Annotated in this window: 25 protein-coding genes; 19 read left to right on the top strand and 6 right to left on the bottom strand. The window is 64.0% G+C overall.

Annotated features, from left to right (window positions below):
- Position 1: 1 nt before the first annotated feature.
- From dxr to BKG76_RS23850, 5 genes are all read left to right on the top strand, one after another.
- The gene (gene dxr / locus BKG76_RS23870) at positions 2-1,171 is read left to right on the top strand and encodes a 1-deoxy-D-xylulose-5-phosphate reductoisomerase (protein WP_070940217.1); all 1,170 of its coding nucleotides are present in this window, start codon (positions 2-4) and stop codon (positions 1,169-1,171) included.
- Positions 1,171-2,406: a M50 family metallopeptidase gene (locus tag BKG76_RS23865; protein WP_070940216.1), complete on the top strand. Its 1,236-nt coding sequence runs from the start codon at positions 1,171-1,173 to the stop codon at positions 2,404-2,406. The genes dxr and BKG76_RS23865 overlap by 1 nt, the downstream gene beginning before the upstream one ends.
- 20 nt (positions 2,407-2,426) lie before the next feature.
- Complete coding sequence (gene ispG, locus BKG76_RS23860; RefSeq protein ID WP_070940215.1) at positions 2,427-3,590, top strand: flavodoxin-dependent (E)-4-hydroxy-3-methylbut-2-enyl-diphosphate synthase; 1,164 nt, start codon at positions 2,427-2,429, stop codon at positions 3,588-3,590.
- A gap of 100 nt (positions 3,591-3,690) precedes the next feature.
- On the top strand, positions 3,691-4,503 hold the full coding sequence (locus BKG76_RS23855; RefSeq protein WP_070940276.1) for a GNAT family N-acetyltransferase: 813 nt from the start codon (positions 3,691-3,693) through the stop codon (positions 4,501-4,503).
- 75 nt (positions 4,504-4,578) lie between these two features.
- On the top strand, positions 4,579-6,396 hold the full coding sequence (locus BKG76_RS23850; protein WP_070940214.1) for a penicillin-binding transpeptidase domain-containing protein: 1,818 nt from the start codon (positions 4,579-4,581) through the stop codon (positions 6,394-6,396).
- Here BKG76_RS23850 and BKG76_RS23845 read toward each other — a convergent pair.
- Positions 6,393-6,758: a VOC family protein gene (locus BKG76_RS23845; RefSeq protein ID WP_070940213.1), complete on the bottom strand. Its 366-nt coding sequence runs from the start codon at positions 6,756-6,758 to the stop codon at positions 6,393-6,395. The genes BKG76_RS23850 and BKG76_RS23845 overlap by 4 nt on opposite strands.
- A 115-nt stretch (positions 6,759-6,873) precedes the next feature.
- Here BKG76_RS23845 and BKG76_RS23840 point away from each other — a divergent pair, with 115 nt between their 5' ends.
- The 5 genes from BKG76_RS23840 to BKG76_RS23820 all read left to right on the top strand — a co-directional run bounded on the left by BKG76_RS23840 (position 6,874) and on the right by BKG76_RS23820 (position 11,474).
- Entirely contained in the window at positions 6,874-7,614 is a 741-nt protein-coding gene (locus BKG76_RS23840; protein WP_070940275.1) for a L,D-transpeptidase, read from the top strand.
- 42 nt (positions 7,615-7,656) lie between these two features.
- Complete coding sequence (gene map / locus BKG76_RS23835) at positions 7,657-8,550, top strand: type I methionyl aminopeptidase (protein WP_070940212.1); 894 nt, start codon at positions 7,657-7,659, stop codon at positions 8,548-8,550.
- Positions 8,547-10,061, top strand: a complete 1,515-nt coding sequence (locus BKG76_RS23830) for a cobyric acid synthase (protein ID WP_070940211.1) — start codon at positions 8,547-8,549, stop codon at positions 10,059-10,061. The genes map and BKG76_RS23830 overlap by 4 nt, the downstream gene beginning before the upstream one ends.
- Before the next feature lie 54 nt (positions 10,062-10,115).
- Positions 10,116-10,739 (top strand): hypothetical protein, encoded by a 624-nt coding sequence (locus BKG76_RS23825; protein WP_070940210.1) that lies wholly within the window; start codon positions 10,116-10,118, stop codon positions 10,737-10,739.
- 108 nt (positions 10,740-10,847) lie between these two features.
- A complete protein-coding gene (locus BKG76_RS23820; RefSeq protein WP_078278202.1) occupies positions 10,848-11,474 on the top strand; it encodes an alpha/beta fold hydrolase in 627 nt (208 codons plus the stop codon).
- A gap of 9 nt (positions 11,475-11,483) precedes the next feature.
- On the opposite strand, the gene BKG76_RS23815 is transcribed toward BKG76_RS23820, so the two are convergent.
- Entirely contained in the window at positions 11,484-12,461 is a 978-nt protein-coding gene (locus tag BKG76_RS23815; RefSeq protein ID WP_070940209.1) for an alpha/beta hydrolase, read from the bottom strand.
- A 107-nt stretch (positions 12,462-12,568) separates the two neighbouring features.
- On the opposite strand from BKG76_RS23815, the gene mqo reads away from it, so the two are divergent.
- The 5 genes from mqo to BKG76_RS23790 are packed head-to-tail and all read left to right on the top strand — an operon-like array spanning position 12,569 to position 18,398.
- A complete protein-coding gene (gene mqo / locus BKG76_RS23810; protein ID WP_070940273.1) occupies positions 12,569-14,053 on the top strand; it encodes a malate dehydrogenase (quinone) in 1,485 nt (494 codons plus the stop codon).
- A gap of 14 nt (positions 14,054-14,067) precedes the next feature.
- Complete coding sequence (locus BKG76_RS23805) at positions 14,068-14,508, top strand: GNAT family N-acetyltransferase (protein ID WP_070940274.1); 441 nt, start codon at positions 14,068-14,070, stop codon at positions 14,506-14,508.
- Positions 14,501-16,387, top strand: coding sequence for a VWA domain-containing protein (locus BKG76_RS23800; RefSeq protein WP_070940208.1), 1,887 nt, complete (start codon positions 14,501-14,503; stop codon positions 16,385-16,387). The genes BKG76_RS23805 and BKG76_RS23800 overlap by 8 nt, the downstream gene beginning before the upstream one ends.
- A gap of 19 nt (positions 16,388-16,406) precedes the next feature.
- The gene (gene cobO, locus BKG76_RS23795; protein WP_070940207.1) at positions 16,407-17,021 is read left to right on the top strand and encodes a cob(I)yrinic acid a,c-diamide adenosyltransferase; all 615 of its coding nucleotides are present in this window, start codon (positions 16,407-16,409) and stop codon (positions 17,019-17,021) included.
- Positions 17,022-17,066: 45 nt separating this feature from the next.
- Positions 17,067-18,398: a cobyrinate a,c-diamide synthase gene (locus tag BKG76_RS23790; RefSeq protein ID WP_070940272.1), complete on the top strand. Its 1,332-nt coding sequence runs from the start codon at positions 17,067-17,069 to the stop codon at positions 18,396-18,398.
- Between the two features lie 34 nt (positions 18,399-18,432).
- Here BKG76_RS23790 and BKG76_RS23785 read toward each other — a convergent pair whose 3' ends face one another.
- Positions 18,433-19,752 carry an HNH endonuclease signature motif containing protein gene (locus tag BKG76_RS23785; RefSeq protein ID WP_070940206.1) on the bottom strand — a complete coding sequence of 440 codons (1,320 nt, stop codon included), beginning with the start codon at positions 19,750-19,752 and terminating at the stop codon, positions 18,433-18,435.
- A 222-nt stretch (positions 19,753-19,974) separates the two neighbouring features.
- On the opposite strand from BKG76_RS23785, the gene BKG76_RS24695 reads away from it, so the two are divergent.
- The 4 genes from BKG76_RS24695 (at position 19,975) to BKG76_RS23770 (ending at position 21,698) form a co-directional block, all read left to right on the top strand.
- Positions 19,975-20,262, top strand: a complete 288-nt coding sequence (locus BKG76_RS24695) for a hypothetical protein (protein WP_083338222.1) — start codon at positions 19,975-19,977, stop codon at positions 20,260-20,262.
- A gap of 229 nt (positions 20,263-20,491) precedes the next feature.
- A complete protein-coding gene (locus tag BKG76_RS23780; protein ID WP_070940271.1) occupies positions 20,492-21,130 on the top strand; it encodes an MspA family porin in 639 nt (212 codons plus the stop codon).
- Positions 21,131-21,132: 2 nt separating this feature from the next.
- Complete coding sequence (locus BKG76_RS23775) at positions 21,133-21,438, top strand: hypothetical protein (protein WP_070940205.1); 306 nt, start codon at positions 21,133-21,135, stop codon at positions 21,436-21,438.
- Positions 21,435-21,698 carry a hypothetical protein gene (locus tag BKG76_RS23770; protein WP_070940204.1) on the top strand — a complete coding sequence of 88 codons (264 nt, stop codon included), beginning with the start codon at positions 21,435-21,437 and terminating at the stop codon, positions 21,696-21,698. The genes BKG76_RS23775 and BKG76_RS23770 overlap by 4 nt, the downstream gene beginning before the upstream one ends.
- Positions 21,699-21,744: 46 nt before the next feature.
- On the opposite strand, the gene BKG76_RS23765 is transcribed toward BKG76_RS23770, so the two are convergent.
- From BKG76_RS23765 to BKG76_RS23755, 3 genes are read right to left on the bottom strand one after another with little or no spacing between them, the layout of a single operon-like run.
- A complete protein-coding gene (locus BKG76_RS23765; RefSeq protein ID WP_070940269.1) occupies positions 21,745-22,368 on the bottom strand; it encodes a TetR/AcrR family transcriptional regulator in 624 nt (207 codons plus the stop codon).
- On the bottom strand, positions 22,365-25,193 hold the full coding sequence (locus BKG76_RS23760) for an MMPL/RND family transporter (RefSeq protein WP_109420996.1): 2,829 nt from the start codon (positions 25,191-25,193) through the stop codon (positions 22,365-22,367). The genes BKG76_RS23765 and BKG76_RS23760 overlap by 4 nt, the downstream gene beginning before the upstream one ends.
- Positions 25,190-25,621: an MmpS family protein gene (locus BKG76_RS23755; protein WP_070940203.1), complete on the bottom strand. Its 432-nt coding sequence runs from the start codon at positions 25,619-25,621 to the stop codon at positions 25,190-25,192. Before BKG76_RS23755 ends, BKG76_RS23760 begins: the two co-directional genes overlap by 4 nt.
- Between the last annotated feature and the right edge of the window lie 220 nt (positions 25,622-25,841).

Genomic DNA, 25,841 nt, shown 5'->3' with positions numbered 1-25,841 from the left:
AGTGAGTTCAGAGGTCTGCCGCGTCCTTCTCCTCGGTAGCACCGGGTCCATTGGTACCCAGGCGCTCGAGGTCATCGCCGCCAACCCTGACCGCTTTGAAGTGGTCGGCCTGGCCGCCGGCGGCGGCAACGTGGATCTGCTGCGCCGGCAGATCGCGGAGACCGGGGTCACCAACGTCGCGGTGGCGGACGAGAGCGCCGCCGCCCGCCTGGACATTCCGGTGCTGAGTGGATCCGGTGCCGTCACCGAGTTGGTGGAGAACACCGAGGCCGATGTGGTGCTCAACGCGCTTGTCGGGGCTCTCGGGCTGCGCCCCACCCTGGCTGCACTGAAGACCGGGGCCCGTCTGGCGTTGGCCAACAAGGAGTCCCTGGTGGCCGGGGGGCCGCTGGTGACCAAGGCTGCCGCGCCCGGACAGATCGTGCCCGTCGACTCCGAACATTCCGCGCTGGCGCAATGTCTGCGTGGTGGCACCCGCGGCGAGATCGCACAGCTGATCCTGACCGCTTCGGGCGGTCCGTTTCGGGGATGGACCGCCGAGCAGCTCCAGGACGTCACCCCGGAACAGGCGGGCGCACACCCCACCTGGTCGATGGGACCGATGAACACGCTCAACTCGGCCTCACTGGTCAATAAGGGGCTCGAGCTCATCGAGACACATCTGCTGTTCGGCGTCCCGTATCGGCAGATCGGTGTTGTTGTGCACCCACAGTCGATCGTGCACTCGATGGTGACGTTCACCGACGGGTCGACGCTGGCCCAGGCCAGCCCGCCCGATATGAAATTACCGATTGCCTTGGCGCTGGGATGGCCGGATCGAGTACCGGGAGCGGCCCTGGCCTGCGACTTCAGCACCGCCTCCACGTGGGAGTTCGAGCCGCTGGACGCCCAGGTGTTTCCCGCCGTTGACCTGGCCCGGAGCGCCGGTGAAGCCGGAGGATGTATGACCGCCGTCTACAACGCCGCCAACGAAACCGCGGCCGCCGCCTTCCTGGACGGACGCATCGGATTCAGGTCCATCGTGCGAACAATTGCCGATGTGCTCGATGCGGCCAGGCAATGGGAAGGAACCTCTGCGGAACCCGCTACCGTTGACGATGTACTCGATGCGCAGAACTGGGCTGACCGGCAGGCTGCGCATCTCATCTCCACGGAGGAAAATCGAACCTGATGGCTGCGTACGTGATCGGAATCGCACTCTTCGCGCTGGCGATCTTGGTGTCGGTGGCGCTGCATGAGTGCGGGCACATGTGGGTGGCGCAGGCCACCGGCATGAAGGTGCGCCGCTACTTCGTGGGATTCGGTCCGACGCTGTGGTCGACCAAGCGCAAGAGCAACCACGGCGCCAACGACATCATCGAATACGGCCTCAAGGCCGTCCCGCTGGGCGGCTTCTGCGATATCGCCGGCATGACCTCGGTGGAGGAACTCACTCCCGAGGAATCCGACCGCGCGATGTACAAACAGAAGGTCTGGAAGCGGGTCGCGGTGCTGTTCGCCGGACCGGCCATGAACTTCCTCATCGGCATCGTGGTCTTCTACGGCGTCGTCCTGTTCTGGGGCCTGCCCGACAACAACGCGCCTACACATCCCGAGGTCAAGCAAACCAGCTGTGTGGCGCCGCAAAAGAGTGCCGACCCCAAGGACATGGCGACCTGCACCGGGGACGGGCCGGCGGCGCTCGGGGGTCTGCGTGAGGGTGATCAAGTGCTCGCCATCGCAGGCAAGCCGGTCAGCACATCCAGCGACATGGTGACCGCCATTCGAGAGCTGCGCGGTCCGCAGGTGTTCGAGATCACCCGCGACGGCAAGCAGCAATCTCTCCTGGTGACCGTCGCCGAGACGCAGCGCTGGGACGAGAAGGCGGGCAAGCTCATCTCGGTGGGTGCCGTCGGTGCCTCACTGAGTACCTATGTGCCACAGAAGCACTACAACCCGTTGACCGCGGTGCCCGCCACCGGGAACCTCATCGGCACCGTTGCCGTCGAAACCGTGAAGGCCATCGGGAAGATCCCGACGAAGGTCGGCGCCCTTTGGGACTCGATCACGGGCAGCGAGCGGGCAATGGACACTCCGATGAGCATTGTCGGCGCGAGCCGCATGGGTGGCGAGACGGTAGAGCACGACATGTGGATCATGTTCTGGATCCTGTTGGCGCAGCTCAACTTTGCACTCGGTGCCATCAATTTGTTGCCGTTGTTGCCGTTTGATGGTGGACACATCGCGGTGGCCACGTACGAGAAGATCCGCAACATGATTCGGTCGGCGCGCGGCCTCACGGCAGGCGCGCCCGTCAACTACATGAAGTTGATGCCCGCGACCTATCTCGTCCTGGTGGTGGTTGTCGGTTACATGCTGCTGACGATCACCGCCGACATCGTCAACCCGATTAGACTTTTTCAATAGCGATCCAATTGGAGGATCACATGACCAGCCTGGGCATTCCGAGTGCACCGCCGCCGACACTGTCGCCGCGGCGTAAGACGCGTCAGCTCATGGTCGGAAACGTCGGGGTGGGCAGCGACTCGCTGGTCTCGGTGCAGTCGATGTGCACCACCAAGACCCACGACGTGAACTCGACCCTGCAGCAGATCGCCGAGCTGACCGCCTCCGGCTGTGACATCGTGCGTGTCGCCTGCCCGCGGCAGGAGGATGCCGACGCCCTCGCCGAGATCGCGCGCAAGAGCCAGATCCCGGTGATCGCCGATATCCACTTTCAGCCCAAGTACATCTTTGCGGCGATCGACGCCGGCTGCGCCGCCGTGCGCGTCAATCCGGGGAACATCAAGGAGTTCGACGGCCGCGTCAAGGAAGTCGCCAAGGCCGCCGGTGAGGCCGGGATCCCCATCCGCATCGGGGTGAACGCGGGCTCGCTGGATCCACGCATCCTCGGCAAGTACGGCAAGGCCACGCCGGAGGCGCTCGTCGAGTCGGCGCTGTGGGAGGCCGGCCTGTTCGAGGAGCATGGCTTCGGCGATATCAAGATCAGCGTCAAGCACAACGACCCGGTGATCATGGTCGCCGCATACGAACTACTGGCCTCGCAGTGCGATTACCCGCTGCACCTGGGTGTTACCGAGGCCGGCCCGGCATTCCAGGGCACCATCAAGTCGGCCGTGGCGTTCGGTGCGCTGCTGTCCAAGGGCATCGGCGACACCATCCGGGTATCCCTTTCTGCACCCCCCGCCGAGGAGGTCAAGGTCGGCAACCAGATTCTGGAGTCCCTCAACCTGCGGCCGCGGGGGCTGGAAATCGTGTCCTGCCCGTCCTGCGGACGCGCGCAGGTAGACGTCTACACCCTGGCCAACGCGGTGAGCGCCGGATTGGAGGGGCTGGATGTGCCACTGCGCGTCGCGGTCATGGGCTGCGTCGTCAACGGACCGGGTGAGGCTCGCGAGGCGGACCTGGGCGTGGCATCCGGCAATGGCAAGGGGCAGATCTTCGTGAAGGGCGAGGTCATCAAGACCGTGCCGGAGGCGCTGATTGTCGAAACCCTCATCGACGAGGCCATGCGTCTGGCCGAAGAGATGGGCGTCGAGATCGGAACCGACGGAACTCCTACAGGCCAGCCGGTCGTCACCGTAAGCTGAACATAGCTCGGCGTAACGGGACACACGGGAGCGATTGCCGATGACGACAACACTGCCGGCGCCTGGAGCGCCCGGAGCGTCGTCGTCCGACGCCGTTCGCGTGCTCGGGTCATCGGATACCGACGCGGTGCGCGCCGTTCTGGACCTCGACCCGGTGGCCTCCTGCATGCTTTCTGCCCGGGTGGAGGCTCGCGGTGCCGATCCCACAGCCATCGGCGGCGAGATCTGGTCGACGGGCGTGTTGGCCGACGCACTGTGCTTCGTCGGGACGACGATCATTCCGCTGGCGGGTGGGCCCGAGGCAACCCGGTTATTCGCCGAACGTGCCATCGAGCAGCACCGGATCTGCCCGTCGCTCGTTGGTCCGGCGGATGTGGTGCTCGACATGTGGTGCCACCTCGATCCGGTCTGGGGTCCGGCGCGTGAGGTTCGTGCTTGCCAGCCCCTGTTGGCGATGCTCGATGCGCCGGTTTGTGTCGTCGATCCCGCGGTACGGCAGGTCCGTGCCGAGGAGTTGGACGAGTACTTGAATGCCTCGGTTCAGATGTTCATCGGAGAGATGGGCGTCGACCCGCGCAACGGCGACGGGGGACGCGGCTACCGGCGACGGGTGGCGGGTCTCATCGACGCGGGCAGGGCATGGGCACGTTTCGAGGACGGCCGGGTCATCTTCAAGGCTGAGATCGGATCACAATCGCTGAGCGTCAGCCAGATTCAGGGTGTGTGGGTAGATCCTGAATTTCGTGGGCGTGGGCTCGGCACTGCCGGCGTGGCCGCGGTCGCGGCAGCGGTGCACCGCAGCGGTCGGATTCCCAGCCTCTACGTCAACAGCTTCAACGAAGTGGCGCGCGCGTCCTACGCCAAGGCAGGTTTCACGCGGATCGGCACGTTCGCGACGGTTCTCGTTAGCTAATTCTCGTCAGCTAGTGCCCGTTAGTCCCGTGCGCCTGCGAGGTTTCAGGGTCTCGCGGTCTTAGCATCGACCCCGATGAACAGAGGTGTGTGGGTCCTGCCGTTGCTCGGCACGGCACTGCTGGTGTCAAGTGCTGTCGCGTGCACGCCGCGCCCCGATGGGCCCGGCCCGGTGGCAGAAAAGTTCTTCGAGGCACTGGCCAAGGGTGACACCGCCACCGCCTCGAAGCTGACCGATGACCCCGATGGTGCGAAAGTGGGCCTGGACCAAGCATTCTCGGGGCTGCAGGCGACGTCCTTCAAGGCCGCCGTGAACGGGTCGCAATACACGCAGGACACCGGCAGCGCCGATGCCACCTACACCTGGCAGCTGCCGAGGAAGCGCGCCTGGACCTACAACGGGCGCCTGGAGATGCTGCGCACGGCCGGCAGCTGGCAGGTGCGCTGGGCGCCGAGTGATCTGCACCCCAAACTCGGTGAACGCCAAATGCTCTCGCTGCGTACCGATCCCGCCAAGCGCGCGACGGTCAACGAGGCCGGTGGTACGACGGTACTGGCACCCGCCAATCTGTACAGAATCGCCTTCGATGCGTCGAAGGCAGGCAATGCGCTGATGAGCACCGCCACCGCGCTGGCCGACGCCATACGGCCCTATGACGACCAGATGAACGCCGCATCTCTCGCCGAGCAGGCAAGCGCGCAAACCTCGCCGATGAACCTCATCACGCTGCGCAAGGACGACTGGGACAAGGTATCCATCGCGCTGGAGACGCGGCCGGGAGCGCTGCGGCCGGGCGTGGTGATGACGCCGATCGCGGACCTGCTGCCCACCGATGACGCCTTCGCGCCCGATATCGTCGCGCAGGTCAAGAAGGCCGTGCTCGACGAGCTGGATGGCGAGGCGGGCTGGCGCGTCGTGAGCGTCAACCAGAACGGTGTCGACACCGCCGTCCTCAATGAGGTGAAACCCACTCCGGCGCCGTCGAAGACGATCAGCCTGGACCGCGCCGTGCAGAACGCCGCGCAGAACGCCGTCAACACCCGGGGCCAGAAGGCCATGATGGTGGTCATCAAGCCGTCGACGGGGGAGATTCTGGCGATCGCGCAGAACGCCGCGGCCAATGCGGACGGACCACTGGCCACCACAGGGCTGTTTCCGCCCGGGTCGACGTTCAAGATCATCACCGCGGGCGCCGCGCTCGAGCGCGGTATGGCCACCCCCGACACGATGCTGGGATGCCCGAAGCGGGTGACCATCGGCGACCGCAGTGTCCCCAACTACAACGAGTTCGATCTCGGCACGGTGCCCATGTGGCGTGCCTTCGCGAATTCGTGCAACACCACCTTCGCGAAGCTGGCCAGTGAGATGCCTTTGGACAGTTTGACTGTCGCCGCTTCGCAGTTCGGTATCGGACCCGACTACGACGTCGCGGGTATCACCACCATCTCGGGGAACGTGCCGCCCACCGTCAACGTGACCGAACGCACCGAGGACGGATTCGGCCAGGGCAAGGTGCTGGTCACGCCGTTCGGTATGGCGCTGGCCGCGGCTACCGTCGCGAATGGAAAGACGCCGGTACCGCAGCTGATTTCGGGTCAGATCACCGGAATCACGGGTGAGCGGACGCCGGTGACCCCGACGATGGTCGACGGTCTGCGCGGGATGATGCGCGAGACGGTGCTCAGTGGTACCGCGATGGACCTCAAGGGTGAGGGGGCGGTCTACGGGAAGACCGGTGAGGCTGAGTTCCCGGGCGGATCGCATGCCTGGTTTGCCGGGTATCGCGGTGACATGGCATTCGCCACCCTGATCGTCGGGGGTGGCGGTTCGGAGGCCGCGGTGCGCGCCACCAAGGTCATGTTCCAGTCGCTGCCGCCGGACTACCTGGCCTAGTCCGCGCGCGAGGTCAGGACGCAGAACTCGTTGCCTTCGGGGTCGGCCAGCACCACCCATGGCGAATCGCCCTGGCCGATGTCCATTCGGGTGGCGCCGTGTGCCAGGAATCTGTCCACCAGGGCGCTCTGGTCGTCGTCGCGGAAGTCGAGGTGCAGACGATTCTTCATGGTCTTGGGATCGGGTCCGTTCATGAAGAACAGCAAGGGCGGATGCCGGTCCGGCTGGTAGACGCTGACGAACCCGTCGTCACCGATCTCGTAGGGCCATTTCAGCACCTCAGACCACCAGCGACCGAGTGTGGACGCATCCTGGCAGTCGATCACAATCGCCTCGAGTGTGAGTCCGACGGGCAGGCCCATGAATTCGATTGTGCGCGCTGTCGCTAACGTTCCGCCAAGCAATTACGAACTACCATGTAGAAAACAGCATCCAGGGAGGATCGAGAGCTTGCGCAGAGCATTTCGGAGTGTGCTTGTGGTGACCGGGCTCGTCAGCCTCCTGATGAATGTGGCGATCACCGCACCCGCAACCCTTGGCCACGCATTGGCCGCGAGTCCCAGTGGAGTGGCCTCCGTGTCACCCACACCGGGCCAAACGGTCGGGGTGGCCATGCCCGTCACGATTCATTTCGCGGCCCCGGTCGCTGATAGACCGGCCGCCGAGCGGTCCATCGGATTCTCGGCGTCGAGGGTCCCGGCTGGAAAGTTCAGCTGGGTCGATGACGCGACGGTTCGATTCACCCCGAGTGAATACTGGCCCGCGCATTCGCCGATCACCGTGTCGGTCAATGGTGTGAGCGGAATGAAGTACAAGTTCCAGACCGGCTCGGAGGTACTGGGCATTGGCAGCATCAGCGGTCACACCTTCACGGTGAAGATCGACGGCACGGTGATGCGAACCATGCCCGCATCGATGGGAAAGCCCAAGCACCCCACACCGGTCGGTTCCTTCACCGCCCTGGAGAAGCAGAGTCCTGTGGTCATGGACTCTCGGACCATCGGCATTCCGCTGAATGACCCCGAGGGGTACAAGCTGACCGTCTACTACGCGGTTCGTGTCACCTGGGGTGGCGTCTACGTGCACAGTGCCCCTTGGTCGACGGGCGCACAGGGCAATTCCAACGTCAGTCACGGCTGCATCAACCTGAGCCCCGACAACGCCTCCTGGTACTACAACACCGTCAGCGTCGGCGACCCCATCGTCATCAACGCGTAGCGAGCCGGTAGCGGTCTCAATGGACCCGGCTACGCTGCCTTCATGACTGTGTCGGATTCTCTTCGCGCGAGCGGCTCATCGCCACGTGCCGCACTGCGCCCGGGGGAGTTGTCCTCCGAGCGCCAGGTTCCCGTGTCGATCGATCGTCCCGAGTATGTGGGCAAATCCAAGGTCGCCGAGGCGATCGGGGAGCCGTACGTTCAGACGCCCGAGGTCATCGAGAAGATGCGAGTCGCCGGCAGGATCGCGGCGCAAGCGCTGGAGCTGGCGGGTGAGGCGGTGGCCCCCGGGGTCACTACCGACGAACTGGACCGAATCGCGCACGACTACATGGTTTCCCAGGGCGCGTACCCGTCGACGCTGGGATACAAGGGATTTCCGAAGTCGTGCTGCACATCGCTCAACGAGATCATCTGCCACGGGATACCGGACTCGACCGTGATCGAGGACGGTGACATCGTCAACATCGATGTCACCGCCTACATCGACGGTGTGCACGGCGACACCAATGCCACCTTCCTGGCCGGAAATGTCTCCGAGGAGCACCGCCTGCTGGTGGAGCGCACGCGGGAGGCGACCATGCGGGCCATCAACGCCGTCAAGCCGGGACGGGCGCTGAGCGTCGTCGGCCGGGTGATCGAGGCCTATGCAAAGCGGTTCGGGTACAACGTGGTTCGTGCCTTCACCGGGCACGGCGTGGGCCCGACATTCCACAACGGGCTCATTGTGCCGCACTACGACGACCCTAATCTGGACATCGTCATCGAGCCGGGAATGACGTTCACCATCGAGCCGATGATCAACCTGGGATCACTGGACTACGAGATCTGGGATGACACCTGGACCGTGGCGACCACCGACAAGCTGTGGACCGCGCAGTTCGAGCACACCATGGTGGTCACCGAGGACGGGGTAGAGATCCTGACCCTGCCATGACGGGCGCGCTGCTGGTCGGGGGTGTCAGCTCCGATGCCGGTAAGAGTCTGGTCGTGACAGGTCTGTGCCGGTTATTGGCGCGCAAGGGGATTCGCGTCGCGCCGTTCAAGGCTCAGAACATGTCGAACAACTCCGTGGTGACCGTCGACGGGGGAGAGATCGGCCGGGCACAGGCCCTGCAGGCGCGAGCCTGTGGTCTGGAACCTTCGGTGCGGTTCAATCCCGTGCTCCTCAAGCCGGGCAGCGATCGCACCTCGCAACTGGTGGTGCGCGGGCAGGCGACGGGCAATGTCAGCGCCCGTTCCTATGTGGAACACCGCGAGGAGCTACGGCAGGTGGTCGCCGAGGAATTGCACTCGCTGCGTGCGGAATACGACGTGGTGATCTGTGAGGGCGCCGGTTCTGTCGCCGAGATCAATCTGCGGTCAACCGATATCGCCAACATGGGGCTGGCACAGGCGGCGGGACTGCCCGTGGTGCTGGTCGGCGACATAGACCGTGGCGGTGTGCTGGCACACCTGTTCGGCACGGTGGCGGTGCTGGAACCTGCTGACCAACGACTCGTCGCCGGCTTCATCGTCAACAAGTTCCGCGGTGATCCGACGCTGCTGGAACCCGGACTGGAGCAGCTCGCCGCCCTGACCGGCCGAACGACATTCGGTGTGCTGCCGTATGACGACCAGTTATGGCTCGACGCAGAGGATTCGGTGTCCGTGGTGGCGTCGGCTCAGGTAGGGCGGCCCGCCGCCCCGATCGGACGGGAATGGCTGAGGGTGGCCGCGGTGCGGTTGCCGCGAATCTCCAATTCCACCGATATCGAGGCCATCGCCTGCGAGCCGGGAGTGATCGTCCGGTGGGCGGCACATCCGGCCGATATCGCGGACGCCGACGTAGTGGTCATCCCGGGTACCAAGGCCACCATCGCCGATCTTGCCTGGATGCGTGGCTCCGGAATCGCCGATGCCGTTGTTGCTCATGCCCGTTCGGGCGGTCCGTTGCTGGGTATCTGCGGCGGATTCCAGATGCTTGCGACCACGATCGACGACCGCGTCGAGTCCGGTGCGGGAACCGTGGCAGGGCTGGGCTTGCTCGATATCGACATCGTCTTCGAATCCGACAAGACGCTGCGTCGCTGGCAACCCCCGGGTTTGGCTGGCTACGAGATCCACCACGGCACCGTCACGCGGTCGGCGGTTGCGCCGTGGCTGATCGACCATGACGAGGGTGCTGTCGACGGCGCGATCTGGGGAACCCATTGGCACGGGGTGCTCGACAACGACGATTTCCGCCGCCAGTGGCTCACGCAGGCTGCGGCGGCCGCCGGACGTTCCGGATTCGTCGTCGCTGCCGACACCAACGTCGGCGATTGTCGCGCTGCTCAGTTGGACAGATTGGCCGATCTCATGGACATCCACGTCGGCGTCGACGCCATCGCGGCCGTCTGGGAGAAATCTGGATCGCCGGGGTCGGCGGCCCCGTCATATCCGGTAATTGCGGCACGGGTCGAATAGCCTGTGCGGGTGCATCGGGGACTCGTAGCTGTCGGAGTATCAGCATTGGCGCTTGTGGGCTGCACCCAGACGGTGACGGGTACCGCCACGTGGCCGGGGGCGCGCATCGCGCAATCGCTGCTCACCGCCGACGAACTGCCCCCGGGCACCAAGTACGACAGGGTGGTCGCTGATCTGGGGCCGGTGACGGTCAACAACCAGCAGGTCGTCGTGGGCGGGATGCCGTCGAACCCGCAGGGGTGCGCGGACGGCTTGTCGCCTCGATTGGCGAATGCCGGTAAAGCCGGCCCCGAGAACACCGCGCGGTACATCGCGCGGTTCAACGGTGCGAACATCATCGTCAGCCTGTTGCGCGACACCATCGACCTGACCAACGTCAAGGACGTGGCAACCCGTTGCGCCAAGTACGAGGTGTTCTTCGACAAGAGTTCGCCGGGAACACCGATGACCACCGAACCGGTGCAGGATGGACCGGTCGGCGTTCTCACTTATAAACAGACGATGATCATGCCCAGGGGTACCACTTCTCGGTACATGGCGTTTGCGAATGTCCACGGAGTGGCGATGGTGGCGACGTCCTTCGATCTGCGTGACCCATCGGTCAAGGCTGTCGCCACCATGCCCCAGACTTTCCTGGACATCGTGGCAAAACAGGTCGACAAGATCGAACGGACCTGACTGAGCAGGGTGAAAGTTTCCTGATAGGGCTGGTAAAAGCCCAACCGGATCGGTCGTACTCAGGTACCGTGCGCCCATGCCCAAGGTCTTCGCGCAGGGGGCTCATCCATGAGCCCGGCGCCCGAGGTTCGTCACCCGCGCCCGGGGGCTCCGCCCGTCCGCGATGGTGAGTTGCACCAGGTCGTCACGATTGACGGACGAACAGTGCAGGTCAATGTGTCGGGGCCGGATAAGGGAACCACCGTCGTGATGCTGGCCGCGGCCGGACATTTCGCGCTCAGTTATCGGGCGGTATGCGAGCGGCTACACACCGCCGGGTTGCGCACCGCGGTAATCGGCCATGATCCACATCTGCATGCCAAGGCGATCACCGGAGTGCTCGACGATATCGGCGTCAAGGTGGCGTTGTTGGTGGGAGACCGTGCGGGAGGGGAGCTGGCGTGGGATCTGGCCGCCAGCAAGCTCGACAGATTCATTGGATTGGTGGCAATTGACCGCGGTCACCCGCGCGTTGCTGACCGGGCCGGACTGATCCGCGACAAGCACTGCCCGCCGGTCGAGATCAACACCACGGTGTTGGTCACCTCGGACGCCACGCGGGCGATCGCCCGCGCCAGCCAGCGCTTCGTTTACGGCGACTACCGGATCGTCGAACTGATGGGACGCCGTTCGGCCACTCGCGACCTCACCCCGGAGCTTGCCGCCGAGGTAGTGCTGCGCAGCAGCTCATGGTGAACGTCTGAGCTAGCTGCTGGCTTCGTAGAACTTCAGCCAGGAATTCAGCTCCTGGTATGCCTGCGCGCGGGGCGCCGCGACGGACAGGAAGACATCGTGCTTGGCGTCCGGGATCGGAACCACCCGCTGATCGTTGCCGATGCATCCCGCCCAGCGTGCGATCTGCTGCACGTCCAGGACCGCATCGCCACGTAGCGCCGCGGCGGGGTCGACGTCCCCGGGAAGACTGTGATCCGAACGCAAGATCAGGTTGGGTACACCGACGTCCAGGCCGCGGTGCAGCTCGGCATGTCCACGGCGGATCGCGCTGATCCACCCGAATCGCACCGGGAACCCGCCGACAGGCTTCCACTCCAGGTTGTAATCGAATTCGCCGTGAAAGTCCTTGTGCAGGCTCGCGCCGTACGCACCTTCGTGAGGTAACGGGATCGCTTGTTTGGCACGGAATCTCGAAATCGCCTTGACCGCGGCGGTGGTGCCGCCACTACGGAGAAGGGGCCGACCTTGCAGATCCAGCCACGGGCTATTGAGGACAAGGCCCGCGATATGCCCCTGGCTGTTTGTCACCCGTAGGCGGTTGAGCCACAGCGAGACGATGAGACCGCCGGCCGAGTGCCCGTACACGAGAAGGGGCGTCCCGACGGTCTCCCCGTTGATGATGTTGACCGCCGCATCGAGCTCGGCGTCGTACAGCGACAGATCGCTGATGTAGTGCGGGGTTTGGTGTTCGCGACGAGACCGACCGCATTTGCGCAAGTCCAGTGCGAAGAATCGATAGCCGCGAGCCAGGAAATGCTCGGCAAGTTCGGTGTGGAAGAAGTAGTCGGTATATCCGTGGACCATGAGCACCGCGCGTCCGGTATCCGGCTGAATTTCAGGCCGCACCAGTGTGGCGGTAATTACACCTTCGCCGTCAGGATCAACGCCCAGGTCAATGGTCCGTCGGAGGTAGCCATCAAGGACATCGGATTCCCATGTCACTGCCATAGCCTAGTTGAAGGAATCGCGGATATACGCGCGCGATAACCTGTGTGTACTCGCGGGTAGTGGCGAAGGGTCGCCACTCCATCAGATTCGAAAAGGACAGTGAACCGGTGTCAAAAGCGCAGGTGGAGCAGACAGACGTTGCCCTGATTGGGTCAGGGATCATGAGCGCGACGCTCAGCGCTCTGCTGCGGTTGGTCGAACCGGATCTGTCGATCACCTTGATCGAGCGTCTCGACGCGGCGGCCAGTGAGAGCAGTGACCCGTGGAACAACGCCGGTACCGGTCACTCGGCACTGTGCGAGCTGAACTACACCCCGCAGAAGGCCGATGGCTCGATCGATATCACCAAGGCCATCACGGTGAACGAGCAATTCCAGGTCTCCCGCCAGTTCTGGGCGTACGCCGTGGAGAACGGTGTGCTGCCGGATGTTCGTGGCTTCCTCAACCCCATCCCGCACGTGAGCTACGTGCACGGCGCCGACAAGGTCGAGTTCCTGCGTAAGCGCCACGACGCCCTGGTGAGCAACCCGCTCTTCGCGAAGATGGAGTTCATCAACGACGACGACGAGTTCGCACGCCGACTGCCGCTGATGGCCGCCGGACGCGATTTCTCTGATCCGGTGGGTTTGAACTGGAGCCAGGACGGCACCGACGTCGATTTCGGTGAGCTGTCAAAGCAGTTGGTGGGCTTCGGAGTTCGCAGCGGAACCAACGCGATCTTCGGCACCGAGGTTCGCAACATCAGTCGCGAGAGCGACGGCGGATGGATTCTCAAACTGGTCAACGGGCGCACCGGCGAGAAGCGCAAGCTCAAGGCCAAGTTCGTGTTCGTCGGTGCCGGCGGTGGTGCTCTGGGGCTGTTGCAGAAGGCCGGAATTCCGGAAGCCAAGGGCTTCGGCGGATTCCCGGTGAGTGGTGCGTTCCTGCGTACCAACAGTGCCGATCTGACCGACGGCCACAAGGCCAAGGTGTACGGCTTCCCGCCCCTTGGCGCGCCTCCGATGTCCGCACCGCACTTGGACACCCGCGTGATCAACGGCAAGGAATGGCTGTTGTTCGGCCCATTTGCCGGGTGGTCGCCCAAGTTCCTCAAGATGGGCAAGGTCACCGACCTGCCCGCGTCGGTGAAGCCCAACAACCTGGCCTCGATGGTCGGGGTTGGCCTCACCGAATTCAAACTCGCGACCTTCCTGCTGAGCCAGCTGCGTCTGACCCCCGATGACCGGATCGACATGTTGCGTGAATTTGCGCCCAAGGCGCAGCGTTCCGATTGGGAGCTGATCACCGCCGGCCAGCGTGTGCAGGTCATCCGCCCGGCCAAGGGCAAGGGCGGCGCGCTCGAATTCGGCACCATGGTGCTCAATTCGGCCGACGGCAGTATCGCCGGCCTGCTTGGTGCATCACCGGGGGCTTCGACCGCGGTGCCCGCGATGCTCGATGTCATGCAACGTTGCTTCCCCGACCGGTACTCGAACTGGATGCCCAAGCTCAAGGAAATGATTCCGTCGTTGGGCATTAGCCTTTCGGATGAGCCGTCGTTGTTCGGTGAGGTATGGGACTGGGGGACACAGGTTCTCGGCCTGGAGCAGTGACGCCGCAGGCTCCGGTGGCCGCGTCCTGGTCCGCGGATCTGGATGCCAAAACGCTGTACGGTCTGTTGAGATTACGGGCAGAAGCGTTCATCGTCGGACAGAACTGCGCCTACCAGGATCTTGACGGACGCGATCTGGAGCCCGGGACTCGGCATTTTTGGATAGCGGATGCAGACGGCAACGTGGTCAGCGGGTTGCGACTGCTGGAAGATCCAGCCGGCGAGGGTTTCTGGATCGGACGGGTTTGCACCGCCCCGGCCGAACGAGGCCAGGGGCATGCCGCGCGCCTGGTCCGCGCCGTACTCGCCGAGATCGGCGGCTCACGCTGCCGACTGAATGCGCAGGCCCACCTGAAGGACATGTATGGCAAGCTGGGATTCGTGGTTTCCGGTGATGCATTCCTCGAGGACGAGATACCGCACGTGCCGATGACGTGGGCGGCCGGAAATGGCTAGCGCCACAGTCATTCCCGGATATCCGCTGAGCGCGATCGTCGGGCACGATCAGTTGCGGTTGGCCCTCGTGCTCTCCGCGGTACGACCCGACATCGGCGGTGTGCTGATCCGAGGCGAGAAGGGCACGGCCAAGTCGACCGCAGTGCGCGCCTTGACGTCCGTGCTGAGCTCGGTTGATGGCGCACGCCTGGTGGAGCTCCCAATCGGCGCCACCGAAGACCGGGTCGTGGGATCGCTTGACCTGCAGAAGGTGTTGCGCGACGGCGAACACGCCTTTTCTCCAGGGCTTCTGGCGCGCGCCGACGGCGGCGTCCTGTACGTGGACGAGGTCAACCTGCTGCACGATCACCTGGTCGACGTGATCCTCGATGCGGCGGCGATGGGCCGGGTACATGTGGAACGTGACGGCGTATCTCATTCGTACGACGCGCGATTCGTCCTGATCGGCACCATGAATCCCGAAGAGGGGGAGCTACGTCCGCAGCTGCTGGACCGCTTCGGATTCGCGGTGGACGTACACGCCTCTCGCGATGTCCCGGTGCGGGCCGAGGTGATCCGACGGCGGCTTGCCTATGAGGCAGACCCGGCCGGGTTCGTCTCACGGTACGCATCCGAGGAGGCCGACCTGGCAGCGCGGATTGCCGATGCCCGGCAACTGCTTCCTCGGGTTGTATTGCCCGACAACGAATTGCAGCGTATCGCCGCCTTGTGTGCGGCCTTCGATGTTGACGGGATGCGCGCCGATCTGGTGGTGGCACGTGCCGCCGTCGCACATGCCGCGTGGCGTGGCGCCGAGGTGGTCGGCGAGCCCGATATCCGGGTGGCCGCGGAACTGGCGTTACCGCACCGGCGCCGACGGGACCCGTTCGATGAGCCGGGTTTGGATCCGGATCAGCTTGACCAGGCGATGCGCGATAGCGCGCCGCCGCAGGATCAGGGTCCCGATACGGACGGCCCAGACGACCCGGACCCAGGTCCGGATGGCCCCGGTGGCGGTGCGCCTGAGTCTGCTCCGAATCCGGCTCAAGCGGATGGCCCGCAGCAGGACTCGCCCTCTGCGGCGCCACCTTCCCGACCCAGCCCCGCGCCTTCGGCGACTTTTCGTGCCAAGACTTTCCGCGTGCCCGGCGTTGGCATGGGGGCACCAGGGCGGCGCTCGGCGGCACGTAACCGCACGGGCAAGGTCATCGCCCCGAGCTCGGATGAAGGTTTCGGAGTACACGTGATCGGCACGCTGATGTCGGCGGCGAGCCGGGTGACCGCGCCCGGGAAGCTGCCCAGGCCGGTGTTCTCCGATGTGCAGTGGGCGATCCGTGAAGGGCGCGAAGGCAACCTGGTGATTTTCGTGGTTGACGCGTCGGGCTCGATGGCGGCACGCCAGAAGATGTCCGCCGTCAGCGGAGCGACGTTGTCTCTCCTGCGCGATGCCTATCAGCGCCGTGACAAGGTCGCAGTCATCACCTTCCGGGGTCAAGAAGCCGCGATGCTGTTGGCGCCGACGAGTTCGACGCATATCGCCGGGCGCAAGCTGCAGCAGTTCGATACCGGCGGCAAGACGCCGCTGGCGCAAGGACTTCTGGCCGCGCGTGACTTGGTGGCACGCGAGCGTGGTCGTGACCCGCACCGTCGCGCGCTGGTCGTGGTACTCACCGATGGCCGCGCTACCGGAGGGCCGGATCCCTTGGGGCGCACTCGTCGTGCCGCGGGAATGCTGCGTGCAGAACAGGTTGCCTGTGTGGTGATCGACTGTGAGACATCGTTCGTGAGGATGGATCTGGCGGTCACGCTGGCCCAGCAGCTCGATGCGCCGGTGATGCAGCTGGACCATCTGAACGCCGACCGGCTCGCCGGCGTGGTGCGCGGCGCGACCGCCGCATGAGATAGCGGAGGAGGTTCGCATGCCACAGGGGCAACCATCGGTGGTACCGGAGGACGGACTCACCACGAAGGCGCGACGCAACGCGCCGGTTCTCGCAGTGCACACCGGGGCGGGAAAGGGCAAGTCCACCGCCGCTTTTGGCATGGCACTGCGGGCCTGGCATCACGGTGCCGATGTCGCGGTGTTCCAGTTCGTGAAGAGCGCCAAGTGGCGAGTGGGCGAGGAGTCGGTCTTCGGTGAGCTCGCCAAGTTGCACGACGAGCACGGGATCGGCGGCTCGGTGCAGTGGCACAAGATGGGATCGGGGTGGTCCTGGTCGCGCAAGGCGGGAACCGAGACGGACCATGCCGCGGACGCGGCAGCCGGATGGGCTGAAATCGCGCGGCGACTGGCGGCGCAAGAACACGGCTTCTACGTGCTGGATGAGTTCACCTATCCGCTCAAGTGGGGATGGGTGGACGTGGACGAAGTGGTCGAGGTGCTGCGCTCCCGGCCAGGCATGCAACATGTGGTCATCACCGGGCGTGACGCACCGCAGCAGCTTCTGGATGCCGCCGATCTGGCGACCGAGATGACGAAGGTCAAACATCCGATGGACCAGGGCCGCAAGGGCCAGCGCGGTATCGAATGGTGATGGCGTGGTAGTCCGTTGAGCGTGGTGTCCGCTAGCGTTCCCGCTGTGGTCATTGCCGCACCCGCATCCGGGAGCGGAAAGACCACGGTGGCAACGGGTTTGATGGGCGCACTGCGGCGTGCCGGCCATCGGGTGGCGCCGTTCAAGGTGGGCCCGGACTATATCGATCCCGGATACCACACCCTGGCGACTGGCAGACCTGGTCGCAATCTCGACAGCGTGCTGGTGCACAGCGACCTGATCGGGCCGCTATTCGGCCACGGTAGCCGCGGCACCGATATCGCTGTCATCGAAGGGGTTATGGGGCTTTTCGACGGGCGGGTCAGCGACGCAAAGGGGTCCACCGCCGAGGTTGCGGCCCTGCTCGGGGCACCGGTCGTGTTGGTGGTGGACGCGAAGGGGTACAGCCAGAGCCTGTCCGCGCTGTTACACGGCTTTGTGGTGCACGCCGCCGAGGCTGGGATCAGGATCGCCGGTGTGATCCTGAATCGGGTCGGGTCGGAACGACACCGCGAGATTCTCACCGCGGCGGCGGATCGTGCTGGGCTCTGCGTGTTCGGAGCGCTGCCTCGTACCGAAGAATTATCTGTTCCTTCAAGGCATCTGGGACTGGTGACGGCAGTCGAGCACGGCCAGGCCGCACTCGATGCGATAGCCGCCATGACAGAGCTTGTCGCCGCACACGTGGATGTATCCGCGATTGTCGCCGCTGCCCGCAGTGATGTGACGGCAGCCGTATGGAACCCGGCGGATGTGATGGGCACTGCGGTGGCGGGGGAGCCGGTGGTGGCATTGGCCGCGGGTCAGGCGTTCACCTTCGGATACGCCGAGCATCGCGAACTCTTGGCCGCCGCGGGAGCGGTGGTTGCCGAATTCGATCCACGTTCGGATTCGCTGCCGGCCGATACGGCGGCCCTGGTGCTACCCGGCGGATTCCCAGAACAATTCGCCGCTGACTTGTCATCCAATGAGCCACTGCGTCAACAGGTTCGTGACATGTTGGGACCGATACATGCGGAGTGTGCCGGGCTCACCTACCTGTGCGCAGACCTCGATGGTGCACCGATGTGCGGGGTATTGGACGCGCAGGCGCGCTTCACGGACTCGCTCACGCTCGGCTACCGCGATGCGGTGGCGGTGACCGGCTCAGTGCTGTTCACGGAGGGGGAGCGACTGAGCGGTCACGAATTTCACCGCACCACGGTCGACTACCGTGGCGGAGTGCGGCAGCCCGCCTGGGCCTGGAGCGCTGTCGACGGCATCCGTCGCGAGGGCATTGTGGCGCGGAACGGGCGGATACACGCGTCCTACCTGCATACCCATCCCGCGGCGCACCCCGGTGCGGTGGCACGTTTCGTGGCTCAGGCGGCTAGGTAGGGAATAGAGCGCGGCTCTGAGCTGACGCAACGCCTCAATCCGGTTGAGGTGTGGGGAGTTCCAGATTCATGGTGCGTAGGTCGTCAATATCGCGTTGTGGTGGGGGTATCCATTCGGTGGTGCCGTCGGTGCGTTTTCGGGTGTTCCAGCCGTGGTTGAGCAGGCGGTGGTGTGGTGCGCAGGCGAAGGTGAGGTTGTCGATGTCGGTGGGTCCGTCCTCGGCCCATTCGGTGAGGTGGTGGACCTCGCAGAGATATCCGGGCACGCTGCAGCCGGGGTGGGTGCAGCCACGGTCGTGGGCGTGTAACACGATCCGCTGATTCGGTGAGGCGATCCGCTTGGCACGTCCCAAATACAGGGGGCGCCCGTCGTCATCGAAGATGCTCAAGTAGTGGTGAGCGTGCGATGCCATGCGGATCAGGTCCGGCATAGGCAGGCGGGTGTCGGCGCCGGCAGTGGCGATCCGGGCTGCTGATTCCAACTCTCGCAAGGTGGTGGTGACGATGACGGTGACCGGTAGGCCATGATGCGAACCCAATTCCCCGGACGCCAAGGTGGATCGCAGGCACGCGCGCAGTGCGTCGTGGTTGCGTTGCGCCGGGGTGCGGGTGTCGTGATCGGCAGCTTCCGGTGACGGCTCCCCATCCACTTGTGGGGATTGGTCAGTCGGGTTGCACATGCCGGGGGCGGCCAGTTTCGTAAACACCGCATCCAGATAGGCCCGCGTCTCCGGATCCAACAAACCCGAAATCGGGGACATGCCGTCGAAGCCTTGGTGTCCGATGCTGACCCCGCGGCGCCGCGCCCGATCCGCCTCGCAGAATTCCCCGTCCGGATTCAACAACGCCATCATCCGTTCGGCACCGGTACGCAGCTGTTCGGGCCGAAACTGGCACGCCATCGCGGCAAGTTGTTGTTCGGCCGCCTCCCGGGTCGGGGCATCCACCACCACCGGCAACCGGTCAAAGAACTGCCGAACGATCCGCACATGCTCCTCACCAATATCGCCGCGCTCAAGGGCCGCAGCCACATTCGGCAGCTGCGGCGCCAACACCTCACCGGTCAACGCCCGCCGCGGCGCCAACTGCTGCGCATCGGCGATCCGGCGCCGCGCCGCACCCTTACTGATATGTAGGCGCCGGGACAACACATCCGCATGCGACGTCCCACCCAACTCCACTGGGGACGCCTGCCGCACCAACTGCGCAATCCCGGCGTGTGAGGCAGAGGTGAGCCGCCGTTGGGCCACCTCCACCCGCGCCAACACCGCCAGCAGCTCAGCGTTCGAGAGTCCATCCAAAGTGTCAGCGCAGAAGACATCAACCGCCGCCTCCAACACCTCGATCGAACTCATACGTGCATCGTAAGGACAGTCACCGACAAAACCGCTGACATTGTTACGCTAGAAACCGCTGTGACAGAAGGTATTTCGAGAACGAAATGTATCTAGCCCCGTAGTTCCGAAAATCTTCCTGGTACCATCGTCGGTATGTCTGGTCGCGGGGTACCTAAGTACCAGCTGTATTCCGCAGCCGTGCTGGCGATTTTGTGTTTGTTGGTCGGGGGCGCGTGCCTATTGCCGGGCGAGAGTTCGCATTTGGCGGACGCTACCGCCCCGGTGTCCTTATATGACACCGTTGAGGCCCATCACTGGGAACTGGTGCAGCACGGCGTGGCAGCCACTCGTCTTCGCCTCGGGCTGGTTGGTGAGCCGGTCTGGCTGCCTCATGCCGTATCGATCATTTCTCTTGGCGGCGCTGCGCTGCTGATTGTGTTGATGTCGCGACGTGGCGCGGTGATTTCACGAGGCCCGGAAAATTTTGGGCGACAAAGGCTTCTGCACTTACGAATCAATCGGCGCTGAGGGTTGCCGGACGGTCATCGCTGCCGTCGTGTGCATCTGCAAACCCTCACTAGCCGTGCAGGGCGTCTTTTCCGTGCGCCTGGCCGGCTCCATATCCGTTGATTGGACCGTTTCTTGTGGTGATCTCTGCCTGTATCTATAAATTTTTGTTGTTGATGAACGTGCGCCGCGATGCGCTGTCTCTCCCATCCCTAGCGGCACCCGGCTCGCGGGCGCAGTGGTGGATCTCATGATTGCCCGCCTCATCGCCACAGGTCTTCTGGTGGCCGTATTTGGCTTGACGGAAGCGGTCAACGCCATCGCGGAGCCCGTCGACATGGCGTCGCAGTTGTATTCGAGGACCACGCGGGACGGATGGCGTCTGGAGATCCGGTTGGACAACGAACGTGTGAATTCGGTGCCCAATCTGGCGGCGGCCACCAACTCCAGGGAGGCCTTCGTCACGCTCTCGGGTACCGCAACCGCGACCGGTGGCACCAACCCCATCACCGATAGCCTCTTTCTCATCGGCTACCAACTTGGCTGTCAGTCCGATGTGTCCTCAGGGTTGCAGATCGGCGGATCCGCCGGCGTCGCGCCGTCGGTGAACCTTGGTGTGCTTCCCCTGCAAACGGTGGGCGTCGGGGGTAGCGCCGGAGTCAGCGGCTTTGTACAAACCGTGTTGCAACCGGGCGTCATCGTCAACTTGCCGCTGGGCAATATGGTGTTGTCGCGGGGCAACACCGGAGCCTTGGATCTGGACAACGTCCATCTGAAAGCCGACGCGTGCGGAGGCGATGTCACCGTCCGGTCCTTTGCCTCCTTGCGTGTATCTACCGAGACCGGTCACACCGAGTTCGCGATCTATGGCGATCCGATCAGGATCTGACAATGCGAACATACTGTGTAGCAATTCTTTTGGTCCTCGGGACATGGCAGGCACCTGCGGCGGTCGCAGCGGCTGAACCGGTACCGATAAACCCGATGCCCGCGGTGCCGGTAGCGGTCCCGGGCGGGGCGCCGAACAACCATGCGGCCACGCCGTCGCAGCCGGCCTTTGGACTGTTGCCTCGCCCGGGCCGGGGCGCGCAGGTTACGGCCGGGCTCGAGGCGGGATACACCCATCGCATCAGCGGTGGAATGACCGGCGGGCAGTTGGAGGACCCGCATGGAACGGGCGAGGGAGTCGCTCGATGATTCGGGTGCTGTCTGTGGCGGTGGTTTTGACGGGGCTCACCGCCGGGCTCGCCGCACCGGCGTCGGCAGAGTTGCCACCGCCCGGTCCGGCTCCCTACGGTCCGGTGGTCGCACCGGGGCAGTTGCCCGCATTGAATGTGTCGCGCGGGAACCGGCTGCCGCCGTCGATGTCCGGTGCGCGTGGACCGCGGATGTCCGGCGGAATGGGGGGCGCCGGTGCTTCCGGTGGTGTCAAGGCAAGCGGTGGATTTGGCGACTAGTAAGCCGGCGGACCCCGCCGCGGTCCCGTGACACGGCGGGGGAGTATCACGTAGGGGGGATGGGAGCCTGCACCAGGGGGAGGATCACCTCGTCGACCATACGGCGCATGTATCTCTCGTCGATGACGGTCCTTTTGAGGGCCGCGGTCAGGCTCAGGCCCAACGGAATGTCGTAGACGAGCGACAAGTCGCGACCCTGCGCTATCTCGCCGCGTTCGACCGCACGCGCGAACACGAGCTCCATCCGTTTCTGGGATTGGGAAACCAACAGATCGTCGAGGGCGGCGGCCAGGGTCGGTTCGTTGACGGCTTCGGCGATGATCCCGGCAAGCAGGTTGCCCGTGAGGATGTGGTCGTCGTTGAAATCCCTTGCCTCGTACAGAGAATGCAAGTCACTGCGCAGGCTCCCGGTGTCCGGTACCTCATCGAGCTTCCCCAGGGAGGGTCGCCCATGCAAGATAGCGTCTGCGGTGAGCGCCGCCTTGGAGGACCAGCGGCGATAGATCGCGGCCTTACCCACGCCGGCGCGCGTGGCGATTTCATCCATGCTCATCGCGTCATAGCCCTGCTCGGCGAGCGTGACAAACGCGGCCTCCAGGATTGCGACGTCCAGTGATCTGTTGAGACGCCCGGATGTCCGTTGTCGTTGAATCGCCGAGTTTTTCGTCATCGAACCCGCGCCGTTCCGTGCGTGCGGATTTGCAGCGGCCACCAGAACCAACGGCCCAGTAGGGCGGCGATGGACGGCATCATGAACGACCGCACGATCAGGGTGTCGAAGAGCAGACCCAGCCCGATCGTGGTGCCGAGCTGCCCGACGATGCGCAGATCGCTGACGACCATGGCGCACATGGTGAATGCGAACACCAGGCCGGCGTTGGTGACCACCTTGCCGCTGCCGCCCATGGCCCGGATGAAGCCGGTCTTGAGTCCACCGTGGAGTTCTTCTTTGAAGCGGGCGATGAGCAGCAGGTTGTAGTCCGAGCCCACGGCCAGCAGGATGATCACCGATAGCGGGACCACGAACCAATGCAGGTCCATGCCCAATAGGTCCTGCCAAATCAATACCGAGACACCGACGGACGCGCCGAGCGACACCGCGACGGTACCGACGATGACAAGTGCCGCGACGACACTGCCGGTGACCAGCAGCATGATGATGAAGATCAGGCAGAGGGACGCGATGCCCGCGAGGATGAGGTCGTACTTTGCCCCTTCCTGTAGATCTCTGTTTGTCGCGGCGGTGCCGCCCAGAAAGATCTTGGCGTTCTCCAGCGGTGTGCCTTTGATCGAATCCGCCACTGCCTCTTTGATATTGCCGACGGTCGCGATTCCCTCTACCGAGGCGGGGTTGCCCTGATGCGAGACGGTCATCCGGACGGCCTTCCCGTCCGGGGAGAGGAACATCTTCAGACCACGCTTGAAGTCGGGGTTGTCGAACACCTCTGGTGGCAGATAGAACGAGTCGTCGTTCTTGGCCTGGTCGAAGTACTTGCCTATCAGGGTGGAGTTCTTGGTGCTCTCATCCATCTGGTTCATGATCCCGGACATGGTGCTGTGCATGGTCAGCAGCGTGCCGTGCATGGACTTCATGATCGCGATCATGGGTGGAAATTCGGCGAGCATGCGTGGCATCAGGACATCGACTTTGTCCATGTTCACCAGCATGCCGTCCATGTCCTCGACCATCGCGTCGACACCGTCGAGGGCATCGAAGACCGTTCGGGACGCCCAGCAGATCGGGATGTCGGCGCAGTGCTTCTCCCAGTAGAAGTAGTTGCGAATCGGCCTGAAGAAGTCGTCGAAAGTGGCCATCAGGTCACGCATGTCGTGCATCTTGCCTTGCATCACCTTCATCTGGCCGGTCATGTCGTGCATGATGTCGGTGAGTTCGCGCATCATGCCGTACACGCGCTCCATGGTGCCGATCAAGGTTCCCATTTGGTCCGCCATGGTCAGCATGTCGGCCATGCGGTCCTTCATGTACTTCATGTTCTGAATCTGACCGGCCCCCTGCAGACCTATCTGGAACGGTATTGAGCTGTGCTCGATGGGTGTTCCCAGCGGACGGGTGATCGCCTGTACCCGGCCCACCCCGCGGGCATGGAATGCGGTCTTGGCGATCCTGTCGATGACCAGCATGTCTGACGGATTACGCAGATCATGATCGGCTTCGATCATGAGCATCTCGGGATTCATCCGGGCCGGCGAGAAATGCCGTTCCGCCGCGGCATACCCGACCTTCGAGGGGACGTCGTCGGGCATGTACTGCCGATCGTCGTAGCCCGGCGTGTACCCCGGCAAGGTGAGTAGACCCACCAAGGCGATTCCGCAGGTGACGACGAGAATTGGCCCGGGCCAGCGCACCACGGCCGCACCAATGCGTCGCCAGCCTCCTTCGTCGTATTTACGTTTGGGTTCGAACAGACCGAAACGGCTGCCCAATGCCAGCACCGCGGGGGCCAGTGTCAGGGCGGCCGCGACAATTACCAAAATGACCAGAGCGCAGGGCACGCCCATCGACCGGAAAAGCGGCAGTCGGGTCAAGCTGAGGCATAGCGTCGCGCCGACGATCGTGAGCCCGGATCCCAGGATGACGTGTGAAACACCCGAATATGCCGTGTAGAAAGCCTTTTCGCGGTCTTCCCCTCGATGCCGTGCCTCGTGATAGCGCCCAAGGAGGAAGATCACGTAGTCGGTGCCGGCGGCGATGCCGAGCATGGTGACCATGCTGACGGCGTAGGTGGACAACCCGATCACATTGAGATTGCCCAGTGTCGCGACCACCCCCTGACCCGCCGTGAGCTCCAGCCCCACGATCACCAGCGCCACGACGGTGGTGATCACCGATCGATAGACGAGCAGCAGCATGAGCAGGACAACACCGACCGCGATCAGTGTCGTCTTCTGCATGCTCTTGTTGCCCGCCGTGCCGGTATCGGCGCTTGCGGCGGTCCCGCCGGTCACATAGGCCTGTACGCCTGCGGGGCCGGGGGTTTCGGCAATGATCTTGCGGACGGCATCGACGGACTCATTCGCCAAGGTGGTGCCCTGGTCGCCGGCGAGATTCACCTGTACGTAGGCGGATTTCCCATCCGCGCTCTGCGCGCCGGAGGCGGTCAGCGGGTCGCCCCAGTAGTCGGAGATGTGCTGAATGTGGGTTGGATCGGCCTTAAGCTTCTTGATGATCTCGTCGTAGAAGCGGTGCGCTTCGTCGGCCAGTTCCTGCTGCCCCTCCAGTACGATCATGACCGAACTGTCCGAGTCGAACTCTCCGAATACCTTCCCCGCGTGCATCATTGCGATCATCGACGGGGCGTCCTTGGGAGACATCGACACTGAATGCGCCTTGCCTACCTCGTCCAGAGAGGGAGTGACGATGTTCAGGACGATTGCGATGCCCAGCCAGAAGAGGATGATCGGAATCGACAAGGTCCGGATCATCCGTGCGAGCCGTGGGGGGCGCGCGGCGTGGTCCCCGTTGCCGTGCCTCATGCGGACTTCACCAGGCAGTAGATGTACGCGTTGTGTTCGTTGGAAACTCGTTCCATCTTGACCTCACCGTTGACGGTGATCCGGCATCCGATCTGGTCGCCATTGCCCTGCGCGACAATGTTTCCGCTCAATGACGGCAGCGTGGAGACTATCTTGAACGCCCAGGGCAGTTGCACGCTGTCCACGCGGGTCGGCTGCGCATCCTCGTTGAAGTAGTTCACATCCGCCATTGCGCCGGGCTGGCCAAATATCTCGTATACGAGAGTCTTTGGGTTGTAGGGGACAGCGTCCTTGGCGTTGTTATCTGCCGAGGAGCCGAAGGACTCCGATCCGAAAATCCCACGAACCCGGAAGACCGCGAATCCGCCGATCGCCACCACCGCTGCGATCAGGAGCGGCATCCAGATCCTTCGGATAGTACGAAACATCCCAAACCCCTTTGTGTTCAATGGTGTTGGCATATGCGCGCGGGTCACGCGCGGGAACTGTCACGGCTGGTCGAGTGTGGCGCCGTTGCCCAACGGAACTTGAGTTCCGTCTGATGCTGGGGACGGTACTTGATTTCCGTTCCGCACGCGACACGGGCGAGCTAACTATTGGATGTCTAAGAGCATCATCAGCGGGCGGAGTGCCGCGGTCAGGCGCCAG

The sequence above is a fragment of the Mycobacteroides franklinii genome, from assembly GCF_001853795.1.
GTDB classification, from domain to species: Bacteria; Actinomycetota; Actinomycetes; order Mycobacteriales; family Mycobacteriaceae; genus Mycobacterium; species Mycobacterium franklinii.
The sequence above is the reverse complement of the archived record's forward strand: the minus strand, read 5'-3'. Positions and strand labels throughout refer to the sequence as shown.